Source organism: Streptomyces sp. NPDC048436 (assembly GCF_043200355.1).
Lineage (GTDB): Bacteria > Actinomycetota > Actinomycetes > Streptomycetales > Streptomycetaceae > Streptomyces.
This window is the reverse complement of record NZ_JBICXP010000001.1, coordinates 206,950-224,792: the sequence shown is the minus strand read 5'-3', so window position 1 is coordinate 224,792 and position 17,843 is coordinate 206,950. Positions and strand designations below refer to the sequence as shown.

Sequence of the window (17,843 nt, the reverse complement as noted above, 5' to 3'; positions counted from 1 at the left end):
CTGAGGCCGCCGGGTCGGCCTAGGGCTGCGCGTTTCCACCGTGCCGCGGGGGAGCCGGGGCCAGCAGGCCGCTCACCTCATCTGCAGTAGCGTGCAGGGCAGTTGTGGGGCCCGGCTCTCAAGTGAGGTGCAGCCAATCATGGTGCGTGTTCTCGTCTCTCCGTCGTACGGAAGTTCGGAGGCCCGTCGACACTGGCGGGACACTCTCGACACAGAGATTCCGTTCGCACATGCGCGCTACCGCGGCCTGCTCTCCGACGACGAGATGCGTGCCCTTCTCGTGGCACACCCCGAGGGCACCGCGCGGTTCTGGGGGGCGCGCAGAGCCCATGACAAGAAGATGGCCGGAGTCGCTGCCGGGGACGTGGTTCTCTTCACCGGCGGAAACGAGGTGCGAGCCGTAGGCGAGATAGGGGCCGTTTTCCGCAACACCGCCCTAGCGGACGAGTTGTGGCCCCCGAAGGCCGGTGGCGAGAGCTGGCACACCGTCTACAGCCTGAGTGCGTTCGAACTCACTGATATCCCGTACGGGGAACTCAGTTCACTGCTCGGGTACAGCCGTGCGTTCCAGTACCCGGGGCAGCTTGTGCTGGAGGGCGACAGAGCGGCGGCGGTGGTGGACGGCTTCCTCATCACCACCAGGCACGCCGTACAGCAATCGATCGTCGCCCCGGAGACATCCGGCTTGGATGAGGCGGCGCGCTACGCGGTTCGGGTGGCCGCTGCCGAAGAGTCACGAACCTCGCAGACCTCGTACGAGAGGAGCGCCGGCACCCAACTGGTCAGGCGTCGGGAGGGCACGCTGGTCACCGCCTATCGAGAGACGTTGACCGGCGCCGACGCACGCCGCTTCTTCTTCCCCGGAGTGGTCTGCGATCTCTACATCAAAGCGGCGGACGGGAACAGTGCGGAGGTGATTGAGGCGAAGAGCGGGACGTCGAGGAACCATGTGCGGCAGGCGCTGGCTCAGCTCCTGGATTACGCCCGCTTCAGCCCAGAGCCGGTCGAGCGCCTCAGCGCATTGTTCCCGGTCGAGCCCGCGGTTCCTGAGATTTCGCTCCTTCACCACTACGGCATCGATTGCATATACCAAGTGGAGTCGGGGACTTTCGAACGGAAGCCGGCACCGGACGGGGCGAGGGACAGGATGCGTTCGTTCTGGGTGGCATGACCGGGCAGCTGACTTGACTGGTCGGCACCGGGGCGCGGGATTCCGCGCCCCGGTGAGGCGCGCCGCCCTTTAAAGGAACGGGAAAGAAACCAACCCGACCAAACCCTCCCTCGCGGCCCAACTCCCGCCCCAAATCCACCAGTCACACGTTCTGATGACTTGGCGTCCGGAATGCGGATGGGTGAGGTACGGTCGCCGCAACACAGACGCACAGCGCAACCCTCACAACAAAAGAGACGGCCCCCGGCAGGACTGCAATCCTGACCGAGGGCCTGACCGACCAGGAAGCAGACCCCTTCCCGATGGCTGATCCGCAGTCTAACGCGGGCGTGCCCGCGCACCCGCTCCCCGATGACGCTCCTCGCGCCGGTGTCCTCCACGTACGGCACCGGCACACCGACCGCTTCACGGTCGTCGGCAACCACCTCGCCCAGCACCCGAGCCTCTCCGCGACCGCGATCGGGTTCGCCGTGCACATCCAGTCGCTGCCCGACGGCGCCTCCGTCACCGCGAAGGCGCTGACGCTCCGCTTCCCCGAGGGGGAGACGACCGTGCGCCGTGCCCTCAACGAGCTGGAGGAAGCGGGCTATTTGGAGCGGCGCCGCGTTCCGCTCGGCGGGGGCCGCGTTGCCACCCGTACGTTCTCCTTCGACAAGCCCGGCTGCGTATCGGGCACGCCCGCAGTGAAGTCCGTCTCCGGAGGCGAGCCCGGACCGGCACCCACAACTCCCGCCCGAACCACACCAGTCGGCACCCCCGTCCGCGTACCGTCGAAGCAGTCGCCACCGCCCTCGCCGCCAGTAGGGCCCGCCGCCGACCTCCTCGCGCGCCTCCGTCTGGCCGATCCCCGGCTGCTCCTCTCCGCCACCGACGTACGCATGCTCATCCCGGCCGTCGACGCCTGGCTCGCCCGCGACGCCGCCCCCGCCCAGATCACCCGCACCCTCACCACGAACCTCCCGCCCGACCGGGCGCCCATCCACCACCCGGCGCGCTTCCTCGGATACCGCCTCACCACACTCCTCCCACCCCCGCTCCCCACAGCGGAGCCACCACCCCAGCGCGCGGCACCTCTACAGACCTGCGACGGCTGCGATCGCGCCTTCCGCACCCACGACGCCACTGAGCTGTGCGTCGACTGCCGCACGGACGCCCCGGCCGCAGCCTGATCCCTTTCGTGAAGTGTTCTTCGCCCACGCGGCTAGGAGGAGGCGCCTTGGCCGGCCCGGCCCATCACCCCATCCCGGTCCGCCGGGGGCACTTGCGCGAGGCCGCCGAGAGCATCGAGCAGGCCACGGGTATGCGTGTCGAGATCATCGGCGGAACCCTCGTGATGTCCCCGAGCCCGAGCGCCAAGCACGCCGGGATCGTCATCGACCTGCGCGACGCCATCCGGCCAGCCCTGACCGCGGCGCAGGAAGCCTTCGAGAACGTATCCGTGCCGATGCCCGACGATCCGGACGACTATGCGACCCCGGACCTGACCATCGGCCCGCGGGCGTTCAAGGACGACGACGGCTGGCTGCTGGACGCGGACGCGGTCGAGTTGGCCGTGGAGGTCATCTCACCGAACGAGCGGCTCAAGGGGATCAACGAGAAGACCGCGTGGTACGCCGCCGCAGGTGTCCCGCGGCTGCTGCAGATCGACCCACGCACAGGAACATGGTCGCTGTTCACGCTCCCCGCGGAGGAGCCCGCCGGGCTCGGCGCCGACCTCGACACGACCGGCTTGCCTCTGTATCGCCCGTCGGCGAGTGAGTGGGGGACGCCGGGTGCCTCACTGTCTCCGTGATGACTGTCTCCGTGACGGCAGGACTCGGCCTCTGTCCTCCGAGGCCCGCCACGCGTAGATTCCAGGCCTTGATGCGGTGATCACTGTTGGGGGAATCGTGGACTGGGGGACGCTCGTCGCGGCGGTGAGCGGTGGGTTCATCGCCATCACCGGCACCGTTCTCGCCGACCACCTGCGCAATCGCCATGATGCGGGTCGTGGCCTCAGTGAGCGGCGGCGGGCGGTGTACATCGAGTTCATCAGTGCCGCCGAGGCGTGTCACTCGCGGCTGCGGCAGATCGCGCAGGCGCCCGGTGCGGAGGATGACCTCGACGCCGTCACGCGCACGGCCCTGGCGGAAGCCGCGATCTATGAGGTGCGTGAACGGCTGTTCATCGACGCCAGCTCCGCCGTTGTCGGCGCGGGGCAGGTGATGTTCGAGCGGCTTCGCGCGCACTTCGGAGCACGGTCGCGACGGGCGCCACGCACACCTCGCCCGCCTTCCATGACGCCTACCACCCCTACATCGGCAGCGTCTGGGGCTATCGGGTCGCCGTACGCAAAGAGCTGGACGGGCAGTCCCTTACGCCCGCGGTGTTCGGGTGGTCCAGGTGGGATGGCAGGGATCGGTGCCCGCTGTGCCGAGGGGAGGTTGCAGGGAGTGGGGCCGCGTCGCCGGCCCCTCAGTGACCTGCGTCGCGCAGCGCTGCCAGTGAGCGTTCTAAAGCCTCTCGGCTTTCGACTGCCTCCGGGTGTTCGGCGTCGTCCGTGATTCGTATCCTCGCCTGGAGTACGTCTCGGTGGATCCGGCACGCTTCGCCGTAATGGCCGAGGCCGTGCAAGGCCGTGGCGAGTGCGTGGCGGCCGTTCAGGGTGCGGGGGTGATCGGGGCCGAGCGCCTCGTGGGCTCTGCCGACCGTCTCGCGGGCGAGACGAGCGGCCTGCGCGTACGCGCCGAGGCGGTTCAGCGAGTCGGCCAGGTGGTTGAAGCTGGAGATCGTACGAGGGTGCGTGGGTCCCAGCACCCGGGTACGGATCTGCGCCACCGCGGTATGGATCTCGGCCGCCTCCTCGTGACTCCCCAGGCTGTCCAAGGCCAGCGCGAGGACGTCGCGGCTCGCCAGCGTCTCGGGGTGGTCCGGGCCGAGCGCGCTGGTCAGGGCGCTCGTGGCGTCCCTGGCCAGGTCGGCGCTCTCCACGTGCCGACCCATGTACCGAAGCGCCCTGGCGAGGTGGTGACTGCTGGAGATCGTGTCGAGATGACGCGGGCCGAGCACACGGGTTCGCTCGGCAAGAACCTCCCTGTGCCGGTCGATGGCCGCGCTGTAGTCCCCCATGGCACGCAGCGCGCGAGCGTACTTGCTGAGGAACTCCAGCGTGTCCGGATGGTCCGCGCCCAGCACCTGCCGGACCATGTCGTACGCGCGTCGCCGCAGGGTGAGTTGGAGCGGATGCGCGCCCGCGTCGCTGAGGAGTGCCGCGAGATCCTCAAGGGCGTCCCGGGCGTCGATCAGGGGGAGCGAACCGTCCGTGCCCAGCTCGGCCACCAGCTCGAAGTGGGGCGCGATGAGCCGGGCGCGGCTCCATGACGACTGCGAGATGTCCGACAGTTCCCGGGCCCGGGACATCAGATGCAGCGCGACCTTCCGGCGCCACGCGGGAACGTCCGCCGACGTCGTGGAGAGGATGTACGCGTTGACTTCGCGCACCAGCGGGTGCAGGACGAGGCAGGGGACGGTGACGTCACTGCTGAGGCCACCACCGTGGGCGGTGTCCGTGGTCTCCAGCAGGTCGTAACGGCGCAGGCCGGACAGGGCCGCGTCGAGAGCACCTTCGGTGACGGGTTCGCCGATGACCGCCTGGACGAAGTCACCGCCGATCAGGTCTCTGGGAATCGGCGCGTCGGCGAAGAGGGACAGCAGCCGCAGAACGGGGCGCGCGAGCGGCTTCCGGTCCTCGGCGAGCTGGTTGAGGGAGAGCTCCCAGGTATGGCGGACCACGTGCCGGGCCACTTCCGGGTCGGTCGCGTCGGGCTGCTCCGGGCCGAGCAAAGGAGACAGGTCCTGGTCCAGCGCCTGTTGGTAGGTGGTGAACTCGCGGTAGCGGCTGGTGACTTCGGTGAGATAGCGGCCGGCCGCCCGCAGTGCGAGGGGCAGTCCTCCCAGGCGGGCCGCCAGCGATTCGGCCGCGGACAACGTGCCCGAATCCGGAGCAAGAGCGAGAAGGACCTGACCTCCTGCCGTCGTGTTCAGCGGCCGGATCCTCAGCAGTTCGGCTGCCGGGCCCCAGTTGTCCTGGCTCGTGTCACGGCTCGTCACGAGAAGGAGGCCGCCGCCGTAGGGCCGTATCCAACCGCGGTAGAGGCTGAGCTCTTCTGAGGTGGGGGTGAGTGGCTCGGGATTGTCGATGTTGTCGATGACCAGCAGCCACTTGCGGGTACGGGCGAGATGCAGCCAGACGATGTCCGCAAGGTTGCCGTGACCGGCCCGGGCCTGGTCCAGGAGAGCGGATGGGAGGCCGCAGTCGATGGCGACCTGGGTGAGTTGTGCCTGGAGGAACTCGATGTTCTGCCAGCGGGTCCAGTAGACGCTGTATCCGGTCTTCTCCGCTTCGGCGCACAGCATCGCGGCCACGGTGGTCTTCCCCATGCCGCCGCCTGCGCACAGCACGGCGAAGTGCCCTGCCGGGGTGCGCAGCAGATGAGCGAGACGGTCCAGTTCCGGCTGCCGGCCGTGCATCAGCTCCGCCTCGATGTGCGGGGCGCGAAGGGAGGCTGGGCCAACCGTAGCGAGTGGGGGAACGGGAGGCAGGGGCGTGGGCGGGGCCGGTTCCGGCTCGCTGTCCTGGCGGCTGCTGAACCACGTCAGTCCCACGGCGAGAAGAGCCAGCGTGCCGAAGACCGGCCAGATCACCCAGCCGTGGCCGGCCCATGAAGGTACGGATGCGCTGGCGTAATTCGTCACCGGTCCCATGAGCACCAGGACGGCAGCCAATAACACGGCGACTCCCGCACCTGCGCGGGCCCGAGACCGATCTCGCATGCTCTGCTCCTAGCCCGGCGTGTTGCTGCCGGGTTATCGATTCCCGCGGTTCGGGGCGACGACACCGGGGCGACAAGATCGGGGCGTACGGATGCGGCGTACGTTGCGTGCGGCGGAGCATGGCTGGGCTGGGCCGGGCCGGGCCAAGGCGACCCTGCGGTAGGCCCGGTCCGACTACGCCCCACGCGGCCGGCACATCGAAGTCGCCGGCGCCATTGCCTGCTCTGGGCACGGCGATCACTGAGGCGCGGGGCCTCTCTGGGTGATGTGAGCCCTCACATCAGGCGAAGGGATCGTACGGCGGTGGCCAGTCGAGTGTGTCGGCGAAGGCGGCCCGGACCGTGTCGAGGCACTCCTCCGCAGAGGGGAGAAAGCCCGTCTGGTGGGCGAGCTGGGTCTCCCACTCCACCTGCGGCAGCGAGCTGGAGCTGAACATATGCGGCGCGGGAGCCGTGCCGGTGGCGATGCGGACGAGTTCCGCCGCGTCGGCACTGATGGCGCCCGACTGCGCCAGAGCCGCCAGGTCGAAGAGATCGCGCGGTGCGTGGCGGTCGCAGTACGCGGACACCTTCATGGCGACGAACGCGGCCAACGTAGGCACCCTCAGTACGGCAGGGCCCGGGATGTCGCGGTAGCGCAGCTCGACGCTGTGCCGCTCGATGGGCCAGCGCTTCCATACGGAGTGGCCGCTGTTCGTGGCGAGGAGCTGGACACGCAGGCGCAGGCCGTCGCCGGTGACCAACTGGGCGGGATCCACCCCGCGGACGTCGGAGAGTGCGGGTTCCCAGCGTGAGCGGGGGAATTCGCGCCGGAGCAGGCGGGGGATGCTGGAGCCGATGGCCTCGGCGACCGCCGGACGGTTCTCCGTGAAGAGGTCGATGTCCTCGGACAGCCTGCCGCCGGACTGGGCTGTGGTGAGGTACGTGCGCGAGAGCGCAGTGCCCCCGAAGAACACCACCGGCAGGTCGAGCGAGGCCAGCGCCCACAGCACGTGGCTGATCAGATGGTCCCTGCGCACCTGCCCCTCGGCGGCACCGTACTCCGCGCCGACGCGCGCGAGATCACTCCGGTCCAGCATTTAGGCCCCCTCGATCAGCTGCCGTGCCCGCCGCAGAGCGGCCGTCTTGCGCTGCCCAGCCGCCAGTTCGGTCACCAGGTCGGTGTCGACCCGCGGCCAGAGTGCGCGGAGTGCCTCGGTGATCGCTTCGGCGGGCAGGCCGCCCAGCGTAGGTCGGGCGGCGATGTCCAGGAGGGTTTGTTCCGCCGTGGTCACCCATCCGAGGGTCACCTCGGTCTCGATCCGTTCCAGGTCAAGGCCTGCCACGTCCCTGCGGACAAAGACGACCTGCCCGAACTCCGTTACCAGCGGCGGGCGTTGCTTCGACACGGCAATGAAAGTAGCGGCGATCTCGCGCGGGACGGCCCCCAACTGGCGGGCCGCTCCGATACCCATGAGGGCGGCGCCGTCCCGGCCGTAATCCGCCTGCCCGATACCCAGACCGACCGCGTGGAGGTCGGGACGCCAGGTGTCGTCGCCGAGATGACGGCCCGGTACGAGGAGGTAATAGCCGGCGGCCAGGCGGCGCGCGGCCCCGTTCTTGACCAGGCGCGCCAATTCGGGACGGGGGTGGGCGTAGACATCGGCCGCGTCCTTGGGGCGCAGCACGAGATTCTCCCTGCGGGCCAGCTCCGGGGGCAGGCCGATCGCTGTCCTCTTCATCAGTACCACCTACGTAGGGTTAAAGCCTACGCTCATCATAGTGCTGGTGGGGTGGACCCCCGAGGAGGGCGGTCTGGTCGTCGGCGCTGTCCCGCAGCGGAATGCCGGGCTTCAGTGTCGGCTCGGCAACCCCCGGATTTCCTCTTCCAGCTCCGGTACATGGATTTCGTGGCCCCTGCTGAAGCTCTTGACCGTCGCGTAGCTCTCTCGTTTCGGGACGCGTGAGGTGTAACAGATCTCCATATCCCTGCATTGAGTACAGAACGTATACGTGATGAAGGGCGACAGAGGTACTCGTCCTTCCGGCGCGAGTACGTAGAACCCGTCTGTAGACACCGGCTGGTCCCATTCATACGTCTGGCGTTCGAAAACCGGGTGGTCGCCCGTGGCGTTCCGTGCTACGACATGGAAGTCTCCCGTTCTCTGCCGGTAGTCGCACGACGCGATGCACAGCCACGGCAATTCCTCGAGGAATCGTGCTGTGGAGAGAGCTTGTTCGAGGAATTGCCTGCTCTCTGCCACCCGCAGCGCGCACTCGGGCTGGCTGAGCGGCTTGTCGCCGTGAGCCGTGCGATTGCGTTCGCGCTTCAGGGCCTTGAGGTCATCGATCACGCCGACCACGTTTGCGGAGAATCCTGTGGGCAGCAGCTGGGGGTGCTCCTCGGCGGTGACGCAGACCTGGTCCAGGCCGACCGTCCAGGTGCCGAACGTGGTGCCCGGTCCGAGGTAGGCGCTCCTCAGTACCGACAGGACACCCAACCCTGAATCCGTCCCGGGCTTGTGCAGCAGCGCGGCCGCGGTCACACACACCGTGAGGGAGAGGCTCTCGGCTGCGTCGAGCATCGCCTCGTACTGGTCCCTGGGGGTGTCCGCCTGCTGGAGCGCGCGGATGGTGCGGGCGACCGGGTGCGGCAGTGTTTGCCGTGCGTGCGTCAACACCCGGGACGGGTCCACCGGGTCGGGGGCGGGTCTCCGTGGGGGCACAGATGTGACGGTGGGCATGGGTGTAGGCGCGTGTGTGAGGGTCGGCGCGTGAGTGGGGGGCGCCTTCAGGCGTACTCCGGGCTCCGCCTGCTGCGCCGGGCTCTGCATCTCCTGGGCCTGCGAACGCGAGAGCGAATGTTTCGGACGCGCCGCTGCCGGGCTGTCCTGCGCACGCCATCTTCGCCGCCTGTTCCGGAGGCGAATCCACGTCGGCAATACCCCGAACAGCACGGTGAACGTGATGGTGGCCAGCAACGTGTCCAGCCACGCGGGCATGCCGCGCGGGTCGTCGCTCGTCCCGATGGCGAAAGCCGTCATTACCACCATGAAAGCCGTTGTCCAGGCAGCCCAGTCCCGGTAGAGGGGCGCGTCGTAGAGCTTGAGCACCGTGTTGCGCCGCTTTGCCGGCGGCAAGGGCGGAGGCGGTGGAGGCGAAGGCGTGTTTCCGGCGCCGCTGTTCATACCTGCATGGTGACCCCCAGACGCCACCCTCCGCGAGCCCCTCACCCGCCCAGCGTCCGCGAACCGTCACACCGCCGAAACACGCACGTTCCTTTTTCTCCAGAATCACCGCTTACCGTTGATCACAAGCCCAGGCCGAAGTCGTCCGGCGGCACGTACCCGTCCCGATGACGACAGGAAACGGTGAGCCCGGTGATCCCGCGCGTTGCTTCTCTTCCGCCTTGGCTCGGCCATGCCCTGCGTACGCAGCGTGGACCCGTGCCGTGGTACTCCGTGCTGCGGGGTGTGCTGGCCGCGGGGCCGTTGTTGTGCGTGGGCGTGGTCGCCGGGCGGGCCTCCGTGGGGGTGATCGCCGCGCTCGGGGCCATGCTCGCCGGGATCAATGACCGGCCGGGGAGCCGCCGGGCAGCCGTGCGGCGGCTCGGAGCGCCCGCGTTCGCCGGCGCGGGCGGGGTGGTTTTTGGGGCCTACGTTGCCGGAGTGAGCGCAGAGCCCTCCCTGCTGCCCCTGGCGTTCGCCGTCCTCGGACTCCTCGCCGGAGCCTTCAGCGCCGTCGGGCCCGTCGCCTCAGCCGGCGGTACGCAGCTTCTCGTCGCCGCCGCCATCGGGGCCGGGATGCCGTTGCCCGAGCCGGGGTGGCTGCGGGCCCTGTGCTTCCTGGCCGGAGCGGGGTGGCTGCTCGCGCTGCGGCTCGTGCTGCCTTCGCCCGACAGCCGTATGGGTGCTGCCGGGCCCTACCGACTCGACGGCGAGCGCGCCGCCGTGTCCGCCGTCTACGAAGCCGTCGCCGCGCTCCTCGACGCGGTCGGCACCCCGCGCGCGACCGACCGCCGCGTCGCCCTCACCGCCGCACTCGACCAGGCACAGGACGCCCTCTCCGGACCGCTCCTGGGGCGGCGCGCCAGCTCGGCCGCCGAGCGGCGGCTGCACGCGCAGTACCTCGCCGCACTGCCGCTCGGCGAGGCCGCGACCGCGCTCGCCTGGGCCGGGGAGCCGCTGCCGCCGCGTGCTGGAGAGGGGCCGCGCCGCCTCGCCGCCGCCGTCCGCGACGGAGTCCCCAGCGGCCCGCTGCCCGCCCCCGCCCGCTCCGGCGCCGGGCTCCGCGCCCTCGACGACGCCCTCCTGTGCGCCGCCGAAGTCTTCGACAGAGGGAGCAACAGGGCGCCGAAGCCGCCGCGCGCCCGACGCCCGCGGCCCCTTGACCTGCTGCGCACAGCCACCGGTCCCGGCGGGCGTGAGTACGGCGTGCGCGTCGCGCTCTGCTTCGGGGCGAGCGCCGCCGTCGCGCAAGCCCTGCACCACGAGCACTGGTACTGGCTCCCCGCCACCGCCGTCTTCCTGGTCAAGCCCGACCTCGGGCCGCTGGCCTCACGCGTACTGTGCCGCGCCCTTGGCACCGTCCTCGGCGCCGTCCTCTTCGCGGGGCTCGCGGCGCTGCTGCCCCGGCCCGCCGGGCTCATCGCCGTCGTCGCCGTGTGCGGCGCGCTGATACCCGTCGCCACCCGTCACTTCGCCGCCCAGACCGCCGTCGTCACCGTCCTCGTCCTCGCCCTCGTCATGGTGGGCGGTGAGCCGCAGGCCGCCTGGGGCCGGATCGGCGAGACGCTGCTCGCCTGCGGGATCGTCCTGCTCGTCGGGCATCTGCCGTGGCCGGTACGGCGCGGCGGTCGCGTACAGGACCGGCTGTTGGCCGCCCGCGAGTCCGCGCACGCCTATCTGCGGCATGTCCTGAGCGACGCCGACAAGAGCGGGCCGCCGGCCGCCGAAGACCGCGCCGCCCGGTGGGCCCTGCGGCGCGAGGCCTATCGGACGCTGGCCGAGGCACGCGCCGCGATCGACCTGGCGGCCGCCGAACTCCCCACCCTGGCACGGCACTCCGCGGGCTCGGAGCAAGTGGCGGCCACCCTCGAACGCCTCGTCGACACCACGACCGCCTGCGCGGTACACGTCGACGACACGGGGCAGCTGCCGCGGCGGCACGCGGAACGGATCGACGCCCTGCTCGCGGAGCTCACCACGGTGGCGTGAGCCGGAGGCCTGACCCCGGCCCCCGGCTCAGCCGCCCTCAGAAGTCCACCCGCGCCCGATCGTCCAGACGGGCCACCGAATCCTGCGCGAACTCCTTCACGTAATCCTCGCGGATCTCCTCGATCTGGGCGTCGCGCTTGTGCGCCTGCGGCGTCGGATACAGCAGGATCAGCTCGTAGGAACGCTCACGCTCGATCTTGCCGTTCGAGTCCCGCCACTGGCCACGGCCGTCCTGCACGGTGAGCCCGTCGGGGAACGACGTCGTCACCTCGTCGTCGATGAACTTCATGAACTGCTTGTCGGTCACGTCGGGTCCGCCATCGGGGCGTTCGGTGCCGAAGAAGAGCCGGGTCTCGGTGTAGGCCTCGCCACGGGACACCTGCGTCGTCGTGGTCGTCCTCGGGGCGTGCGTGTCCGTGTCGAACGCCGCGTACGCGGCCGGGGCACCGACCGCGAGGACGGCGGTGGCGGCCGCGGCCACCGCGAGGCGGGTGCGGGAGGTGCGGGAGAGGGTGACGGGCATGGCGGATTGATCCCTTTCTGACGCCGATCAGTCAGTACGTTGATCCATAACGGGCGCAGACGGTAGCGGACACGCGGTGTCCCCGTCGCCCGTCCTTCCCCGGCTCGGCTGGATCCCTCTCCCCGCCGGTAAGTCGCCGTCTTCCCTTTCGCCACACAACTCCCTTACGTTGCGCTGGACTTGGCCGCAGCGGTGAAGGGTGACGGTGGGATGAGAGTACGTACACGGGCAGGCCTCGCGACGGCGGTCGCGACCGCGGGCGCACTCGCGTTCACGGCCCCGGGATCCGCGAGCGGCACCGCCCCCGCCGCCGGCGATCCGGCACCGCAGTCGCCGTACGCGTCCACCACAGGCGTCGGCGTCCACAACGCGTACGAGAAGTCGAAGTACCCGTACTTCGCCGACGCGCTCGACTCCGGCGCCGGGATGCTCGAACTCGACGTGTGGACCAATGTGTTCGGGAGCGGATGGCGCGTCTCGCACAGCAACCCGGTCGGGAACGACAACAACTGCGAGAACGCCGCGACTCCGGCCGAATTGCGCACCAAGTCCCGCAATCAGAGCCTCGCCGGCTGCCTCGCCGACATGAGGAGCTGGCACGACGCCCACCCCGGCCACCGCCCCATCCTCGTGAAGGTCGAGCTGAAGGACGGCTTCCAGGGGAAGAACGGGCGTGGGCCCGCCGACCTGGACACCCTCCTGACGAGCAAGCTCGGCGACGCCGTCTACCGCCCCGCCCAGCTCACCGGCGCACACGCCACCCTCGACGAAGCCGTACGGGCGGACGGCTGGCCCCAACGCGGTGCCCTCGCGGGGAAGTTCATCGTCGAGCTCATACCCGGCACCGTCGAGCAGGGCAACCCGGCCGACACCCTGTGGACCGACCGCGAGTACGCCACGCATCTGCGGGACCGCGCGGCGGCCGGCCGCCTCGGGGAGGCCGCCGCCTTCCCCGCCGTGCTCGGCGCCGAGGCGGGCGACCCGCGCGGCCGGTACGCGGACGCGGCGATCCGGCCCTGGTTCGTCCTGTTCGACGGCGACGCCTCCGCCTACGCGGGCGGCACCATCGACACCAAGTGGTACGCCGACCGGCGCTACCTCGTCGTCATGTCCGACGCCCACAACGTCGCCCCGGCCATCGACTCAGTCAACCCGACCGAGGCGCAGGCCCGGGAGCGGGTCGCCCTGCTGGCGCGCGACCACGCCAGCATCGTGTCGTCGGACTGGTATCCGCTGCCGGGTGTTCTCTCGACGGTCGTTCCGCGGGGCTAGGCGCCGCGGCCCCGGCCATGATCCACCGGACAGGCCCTAAGGGGCGGCGTGCAGCACCGTATGCACCAGCGCGGTCCCCGGCGCCGTCCGCCCGCCGGGCCCCGGCGTATGCGTCACCGTCCCCGGCGTCAGCTCCCCGCCGCAGTGCGCGCACGTCACCCGGGGCTCGGCCGGGTGGCCGCAGGTGTCGTGGACGGGCAGCAGGGGAGGGCCGCCGCCGTCGGAGCGGTGGCGGTCGCCCCAGGTCATGAGGGTGAGGACGGTGCCGTAGAGCTCGCGTCCCGCCGGTGTCAGTACGTACTCGTTGCGCACCGGACGGTCCTGGTACGCCCGGCGCTCCACGACGCCCTCTGCGGTCAGATGGTCGAGGCGGTCCGCCAGGATGTTCGTCGCGATGCCCAGGTCGGCGCGGAGATCCTCGTAGCGGTTCAGGCCGAGGAACAGGTCGCGCAGGATCAGCACCGTCCACTGGTCGGCCGTCACGGCCGCCGCGCGCGCCACCGAGCAGTGCATCCGGGCAAAGCGTTCGCCTCTCATGGCGCCCACGGTACTCGCTTGTGGTTTGCAAGGGACCGCCCTAGGGTGACGAGTGGACAGTCCCTTGCGTATTGCAAGTGACCTGCGCGTCATTTGCACGTCACTTGCGCGTCACCCCCCTCACTGGAGGTGCTCCGATGTACCACGCCATCGTCCGCAGGAAGGTCCGAGCGCTCTGGCGCATCACCGGCGACGGCAGCGGCAACTACCACCCCGCCGTCGCCATGGCCTCCCCCGACCTGCGGTTCCGCTTCATCGGCGACAGCATCCTCGGCGCCGACCTGCGCGGCCCCGAAGCGTTCGCCGACTGGTTCGAGCAGGCAGGCCGGTGCTTCCCCGGCATGCGGCTCAGCCTCACCGACGTGATCGTCAAGGGCTGGCCGTGGAACACCACCGTCGTCGTCCGGCTGCGCGTCGAAGCGACCCTCGCGGACGGCAGTCCGTACGAGAACGAGGGCGTCCAGTGGGCCAGGATCCGCTGGGGGCGGATGGTCGAGGACACGGTGCTCGAAGACACGCTGCGGCTGCAACAGGCCTGGCAGCGCCAGGAGTTGGCGACTTCGGGGCAGGGTTGAGGCCACTGCCCGGCCGATCGGCCGGGTGCCTACCGCTCGATCCGCACCCACACCGGCGCGTGGTCCGACCCCGTCGCGTTCCTCCGCTCCGCCGGATCCTCGTCCCCGACCGAAGGCAGCGCGGTCGCGGTGGATCCCGGTATGCCCGTGCCCGCCGCCCTGACCAGGTTCAGGATGCTCCGGCTCATCAGGATGTGGTCGATCAGCTCGCGGCGCCCCGCGTGGATGCGGGAGTAGCGCTGCTCCGGCGGGATCAGCGGGGCGACGTTCCACAGCCGCTTCGCGTCGCCCTTGTCCGGCTTGTCGAAGCCGGGGGTGCCGATCTCGGAGCCGGGCGGGCCGAGCGGGATCTGGGTCGTCGCCGCCGGAGCCTCGTCGTTCAGATCGCCGAGGACCACGACGCCATGCTCGCGTCCGTCGCCCTTCAGGAGACGGTCGGCCAGCGAGCGCACCAGCGTGGCCTCCGCCGTGCGCCGGTAAAGCGCGTACGCCCCGAAGCGGGCCCGTTCGCCCTCGTCCCGCGGCTGGAAGCGGCCGTTGCCGTACGACAGGAGCTTCGACTTCAGATGGCACACGGCCACGTCGAAGGAGAAGGCCCGCGTCGTCACCGTCACCGCGAGCACCCCACGGCCCGCCCGTGCCACCGGCCCGCCCGTGCCACCGGCCTGCCCGAGTCACCGGACTGCACCGGGCGCAGCGGTTCGGGGAAGCGGTCCTCGTCGGCCACGACGAACACCGGCAGGGAGCTGAGGAAGCCGACGCGGATGCCGCGCTCGTCCGCGTGCTCCGAGAGCGTGGTGTGCCAGGTGCCGTCAAGCATCCCCGCCAGATCCGCGAGGGCCAGCGGATCGCCGACCTCCTGGACGCCGAGGACGCTCGGCTTCAGTGCCGTGATCGTCGCCGCCAGCGAGGCCAGCTTCGCCTCGTACGCGGCCTTGTCGTCGGGCCCGAACTTGCCGCCGGGCCGGTAGAGGTTCTCCAGGTTCCAGGTGCCGAGGAGCATGGCGGGCTCCAACTGTTCTCGCGCAGCGGGTGGGTTGTCGTGTGGGGGTGTCGTGTGAGGCTCTCGTGTGGGGGTTGTCGCCAGCGTGCTCGCGAAACGCGCGACGCGACAGGGCACGGGATGCGCACTCCCCGTACCGTGAAGAGATGACGCCGCCTCCCGCGCACGGCCCCGCCGATCTCGTCATCACGGGCTGTACGGCCCTCGTCCACGACGAGGACGACCAGATCGGATTCCTCGACGACGCGGCCATCGTCGTACACGGCGGACGCGTCGAAGCCGTCACCACCACCCCCGTCGTGGCCGGGCTCCCGGCCACCGAGCGCATCGACGCGCGTGGCCAGGCAGCCCTGCCGGGGCTCATCAACTGCCATACGCACACGCCGATGGTGGCCCTGCGCGGCCTCGCCGAGGATCTGCCGGCGCACGAGTGGTTCAACGAGTGGATCTGGCCCATCGAGTCCAACCTGACCGAACGCGTCGTCGCGCTCGGCGCGCGGCTCGCCTGCGCCGAGATGATCCGGGGCGGGGTGACGACCTTTGCCGACCACTACTTCGCCATGGACACCGTCGCCGCCGTCGTCGCGGAGAGCGGACTTCGCGCCAATCTCGGCGCGGCCTTCTTCTCCTCGCAGGGGCCCGCGGGACGCGAGGCCTCCCTGGACTTCGCGCTGCGGCAGCGCGGCGCCGCCGACGGCCGGATCACCACCTCGCTCGCGCCGCACGCCCCGTACACCGTCGACGACGCTGACCTCGCCGCGACCGCCGAACTCGCCCGCGAGCACGGCCTGTTGGTCCATCTGCACGCCTCGGAGAACCGTGCCCAGACCGACAACAGCCTGGACCGCCACGGCCGCACCCCCATCGAGATCCTGCACCGCACCGGCCTGCTCGACGTCGACGTCCTCATCGCGCACGGCACCGGCATCCTCGACCGTGACCTGCCCGTCCTGCGGCAGGGCACCGGACGCATCGCCGTGGCGTCGGCGCCACGCGGGTACCTCAAGTTCGGCTGGGACACCACGCCCATCCGCGCCCTGCGTGACCTCGGCATCCCCGTCGGCCTTGCCACGGACGGCGCCGCGTCCAACAACACCCTGGACGTATGGGAGTCCATGGCGCTCACCGCGCTCGTACAGAAGTCAACGCAGCGCGACCCGGCCTGGCTTACCGCACGGCAGGCCCTCGACCACGCCACGCTGCAGAGCGCGCGGGCCGTCGGCCTGGGGCAGGAGATCGGCAGCCTCGCACCGGGGCGCCGCGCCGACATCGTCCTCGTCGACCTCGCCGGGCCGCACACCCAGCCCGTGCACGACCTCGCGGCCACGCTCGTGCACAGCGCACGCTCGGCCGACGTCACCACGACGATCGTCGACGGCCGGGTCCTGATGCGCGACCGGCGGCTGCTGACGCTCGATGTCCCGGACATCGTCCGGGAGTTGAGCGCCGAGCTGCCCGCGCTGATCGACCGGAGCCACGGGAAGCGGATCCAGGAGTACGAGGGCTGAGGCTCGCTCTTCCAGGATTCCTGGGTCTCTCAGGGTTCCGACGATTCTTAGGACTCTCAAGGACTCTCAAGGACTCTTAAAAATTCTTCGAGAATTCTTCGCCGCGACCGATGAGTTCCGGTGAGCCCGCAGGTCACCCCTCGCAGAAGCATGGATCCGAGGGGCGGGTCCGCAGGAGGGACTGAGGGACCATGGGACTTCCCGACATCGTCACGCGCGAGGAGTGGCTCGCCGCGCGCCAGGAGCTGCTGGCCAAGGAGAAGGCGGAGACCCGGGCGCGTGACGCGCTCAACGCCGAGCGGCGCAGGCTCCCGATGGTCGAGATCGGCAAGGAGTATCTGTTCGACGGTTCCGACGGCAAGGCGACGCTCTTCGACCTGTTCGACGGCGACGCCCAACTCATCGTCTACCACTTCATGTTCGCCCCGGAGTGGGACGCGGGCTGCACCAGCTGCTCGGCCTTCCTCGACCAGATCGGGCACCTCGCGCATCTGCGGGCCCGCAGCACGAACTTCATCGCCGTCTCCCGCGCCCCCTTCACCAAGATCCTGCCCTTCAAGGCACGCATGGGCTGGACCGTGCCCTGGTACTCCTCGAACGGCAGCGACTTCAACCGTGACTTCCGCGCCACCGTGGACGACGTGGACGACGGGGACCGCACCGCCGAGCAGCCCGGCATCAGCTGCTTCCTGCGGGACGGCGACCGCGTCTTCCACACGTACTCGACGTACGACCGGGGCGTCGACTGGATCGCCTCCTACTCCAGCCTCCTCGACCTCACGGCCCTCGGGCGGCAGGAGGAGTGGGAGGAGCCGAGGGGCCGGTCGACAGGGCTCGGGGCTCCGGCGGGCAGCAGTCGGGTGCGGTACCACGACGAGTACGAGGACTGAGCACGAGGACTGAGCACGAGGACCGAGTTGAAGGACCGAGCATTACGAAGGGTGAGGAACTGGCGCAACTCGATGTCACGTCCGTCACGTTGCGAGCCCTTTCCGCCCCCGGCGCGTTGTACTGCACAAGAGTCCGACGACGGACTGCCAACGGGGGAGCAGAAAGAACATGATGAACAGTCGAGTAGTACTGGAACGCTTTCCGGCCGGTGGTCCGCGAGGTTCATGGCCCGCGGAGGAGTTCGCGAGGGATCGCCGCAAGGAGGGCCAGCAGGCGGAGGTCGTGATGGACCTCGTCTCCGATGCCTTCCTGGTGATCGTGCGCGAGGACCAGGTCGAGGTGGCGGCCGCGGCATAG

15 protein-coding genes and 1 pseudogene are annotated in these 17,843 nt (G+C 70.1%); 9 read left to right on the top strand and 7 right to left on the bottom strand.

All coding sequences use genetic code 11. The features are described 5' to 3' along the window. Window positions 1-139: 139 nt before the first annotated feature. The 3 genes from ACGFX9_RS01110 to ACGFX9_RS01100 all read left to right on the top strand — a co-directional run bounded on the left by ACGFX9_RS01110 (window position 140) and on the right by ACGFX9_RS01100 (window position 2,963). Window positions 140-1,171 (top strand): hypothetical protein, encoded by a 1,032-nt coding sequence (locus ACGFX9_RS01110; protein ID WP_393463108.1) that lies wholly within the window; start codon window positions 140-142, stop codon window positions 1,169-1,171. A gap of 302 nt (window positions 1,172-1,473) precedes the next feature. Then, entirely contained in the window at window positions 1,474-2,340 is an 867-nt protein-coding gene (locus ACGFX9_RS01105; protein WP_393463107.1) for a hypothetical protein, read from the top strand. A 47-nt stretch (window positions 2,341-2,387) separates the two neighbouring features. Next, complete coding sequence (locus tag ACGFX9_RS01100) at window positions 2,388-2,963, top strand: Uma2 family endonuclease (protein WP_393463106.1); 576 nt, start codon at window positions 2,388-2,390, stop codon at window positions 2,961-2,963. A 662-nt stretch (window positions 2,964-3,625) separates the two neighbouring features. Here ACGFX9_RS01100 and ACGFX9_RS01095 read toward each other — a convergent pair. The 4 genes from ACGFX9_RS01095 to ACGFX9_RS01080 form a co-directional block, all read right to left on the bottom strand. Beyond that, the gene (locus ACGFX9_RS01095; RefSeq protein WP_393463105.1) at window positions 3,626-5,941 is read right to left on the bottom strand and encodes a tetratricopeptide repeat protein; all 2,316 of its coding nucleotides are present in this window, start codon (window positions 5,939-5,941) and stop codon (window positions 3,626-3,628) included. Window positions 5,942-6,263: 322 nt separating this feature from the next. Continuing rightward, window positions 6,264-7,061 (bottom strand): nucleotidyl transferase AbiEii/AbiGii toxin family protein, encoded by a 798-nt coding sequence (locus tag ACGFX9_RS01090; RefSeq protein WP_393463104.1) that lies wholly within the window; start codon window positions 7,059-7,061, stop codon window positions 6,264-6,266. Continuing rightward, window positions 7,062-7,703, bottom strand: a complete 642-nt coding sequence (locus ACGFX9_RS01085) for a type IV toxin-antitoxin system AbiEi family antitoxin (protein WP_393463103.1) — start codon at window positions 7,701-7,703, stop codon at window positions 7,062-7,064. Window positions 7,704-7,814: 111 nt separating this feature from the next. Continuing rightward, window positions 7,815-9,149 (bottom strand): hypothetical protein, encoded by a 1,335-nt coding sequence (locus ACGFX9_RS01080; protein WP_393463102.1) that lies wholly within the window; start codon window positions 9,147-9,149, stop codon window positions 7,815-7,817. Between the two features lie 258 nt (window positions 9,150-9,407). Between ACGFX9_RS01080 and ACGFX9_RS01075 the strand changes: the two genes are divergently transcribed. Then, complete coding sequence (locus ACGFX9_RS01075) at window positions 9,408-11,177, top strand: FUSC family protein (RefSeq protein ID WP_393463101.1); 1,770 nt, start codon at window positions 9,408-9,410, stop codon at window positions 11,175-11,177. A 37-nt stretch (window positions 11,178-11,214) separates the two neighbouring features. On the opposite strand, the gene ACGFX9_RS01070 is transcribed toward ACGFX9_RS01075, so the two are convergent. Further along, a complete protein-coding gene (locus ACGFX9_RS01070) occupies window positions 11,215-11,700 on the bottom strand; it encodes a DUF3574 domain-containing protein (protein ID WP_393463100.1) in 486 nt (161 codons plus the stop codon). Window positions 11,701-11,910: 210 nt separating this feature from the next. On the opposite strand from ACGFX9_RS01070, the gene ACGFX9_RS01065 reads away from it, so the two are divergent. Further along, entirely contained in the window at window positions 11,911-12,972 is a 1,062-nt protein-coding gene (locus tag ACGFX9_RS01065; RefSeq protein ID WP_393463099.1) for a phosphatidylinositol-specific phospholipase C domain-containing protein, read from the top strand. A 36-nt stretch (window positions 12,973-13,008) separates the two neighbouring features. Here ACGFX9_RS01065 and ACGFX9_RS01060 read toward each other — a convergent pair whose 3' ends face one another. Then, complete coding sequence (locus ACGFX9_RS01060) at window positions 13,009-13,509, bottom strand: winged helix-turn-helix transcriptional regulator (RefSeq protein WP_393463098.1); 501 nt, start codon at window positions 13,507-13,509, stop codon at window positions 13,009-13,011. A gap of 137 nt (window positions 13,510-13,646) precedes the next feature. On the opposite strand from ACGFX9_RS01060, the gene ACGFX9_RS01055 reads away from it, so the two are divergent. Beyond that, window positions 13,647-14,084 (top strand): nuclear transport factor 2 family protein, encoded by a 438-nt coding sequence (locus tag ACGFX9_RS01055; RefSeq protein ID WP_393463097.1) that lies wholly within the window; start codon window positions 13,647-13,649, stop codon window positions 14,082-14,084. Window positions 14,085-14,113: 29 nt separating this feature from the next. Here the strand turns inward: ACGFX9_RS01055 and ACGFX9_RS01050 are convergent. Then, window positions 14,114-15,087 (bottom strand): annotated as a pseudogene (locus ACGFX9_RS01050) (endonuclease/exonuclease/phosphatase family protein). A gap of 146 nt (window positions 15,088-15,233) precedes the next feature. Between ACGFX9_RS01050 and ACGFX9_RS01045 the strand changes: the two are divergent. The 3 genes from ACGFX9_RS01045 to ACGFX9_RS01035 all read left to right on the top strand — a co-directional run bounded on the left by ACGFX9_RS01045 (window position 15,234) and on the right by ACGFX9_RS01035 (window position 17,843). Continuing rightward, complete coding sequence (locus ACGFX9_RS01045; RefSeq protein WP_393463096.1) at window positions 15,234-16,595, top strand: amidohydrolase; 1,362 nt, start codon at window positions 15,234-15,236, stop codon at window positions 16,593-16,595. 191 nt (window positions 16,596-16,786) lie between these two features. Beyond that, window positions 16,787-17,485 (top strand): DUF899 domain-containing protein, encoded by a 699-nt coding sequence (locus ACGFX9_RS01040; protein WP_393463095.1) that lies wholly within the window; start codon window positions 16,787-16,789, stop codon window positions 17,483-17,485. A gap of 169 nt (window positions 17,486-17,654) precedes the next feature. Beyond that, window positions 17,655-17,843 carry a hypothetical protein gene (locus ACGFX9_RS01035; protein ID WP_393463094.1) on the top strand — a complete coding sequence of 63 codons (189 nt, stop codon included), beginning with the start codon at window positions 17,655-17,657 and terminating at the stop codon, window positions 17,841-17,843.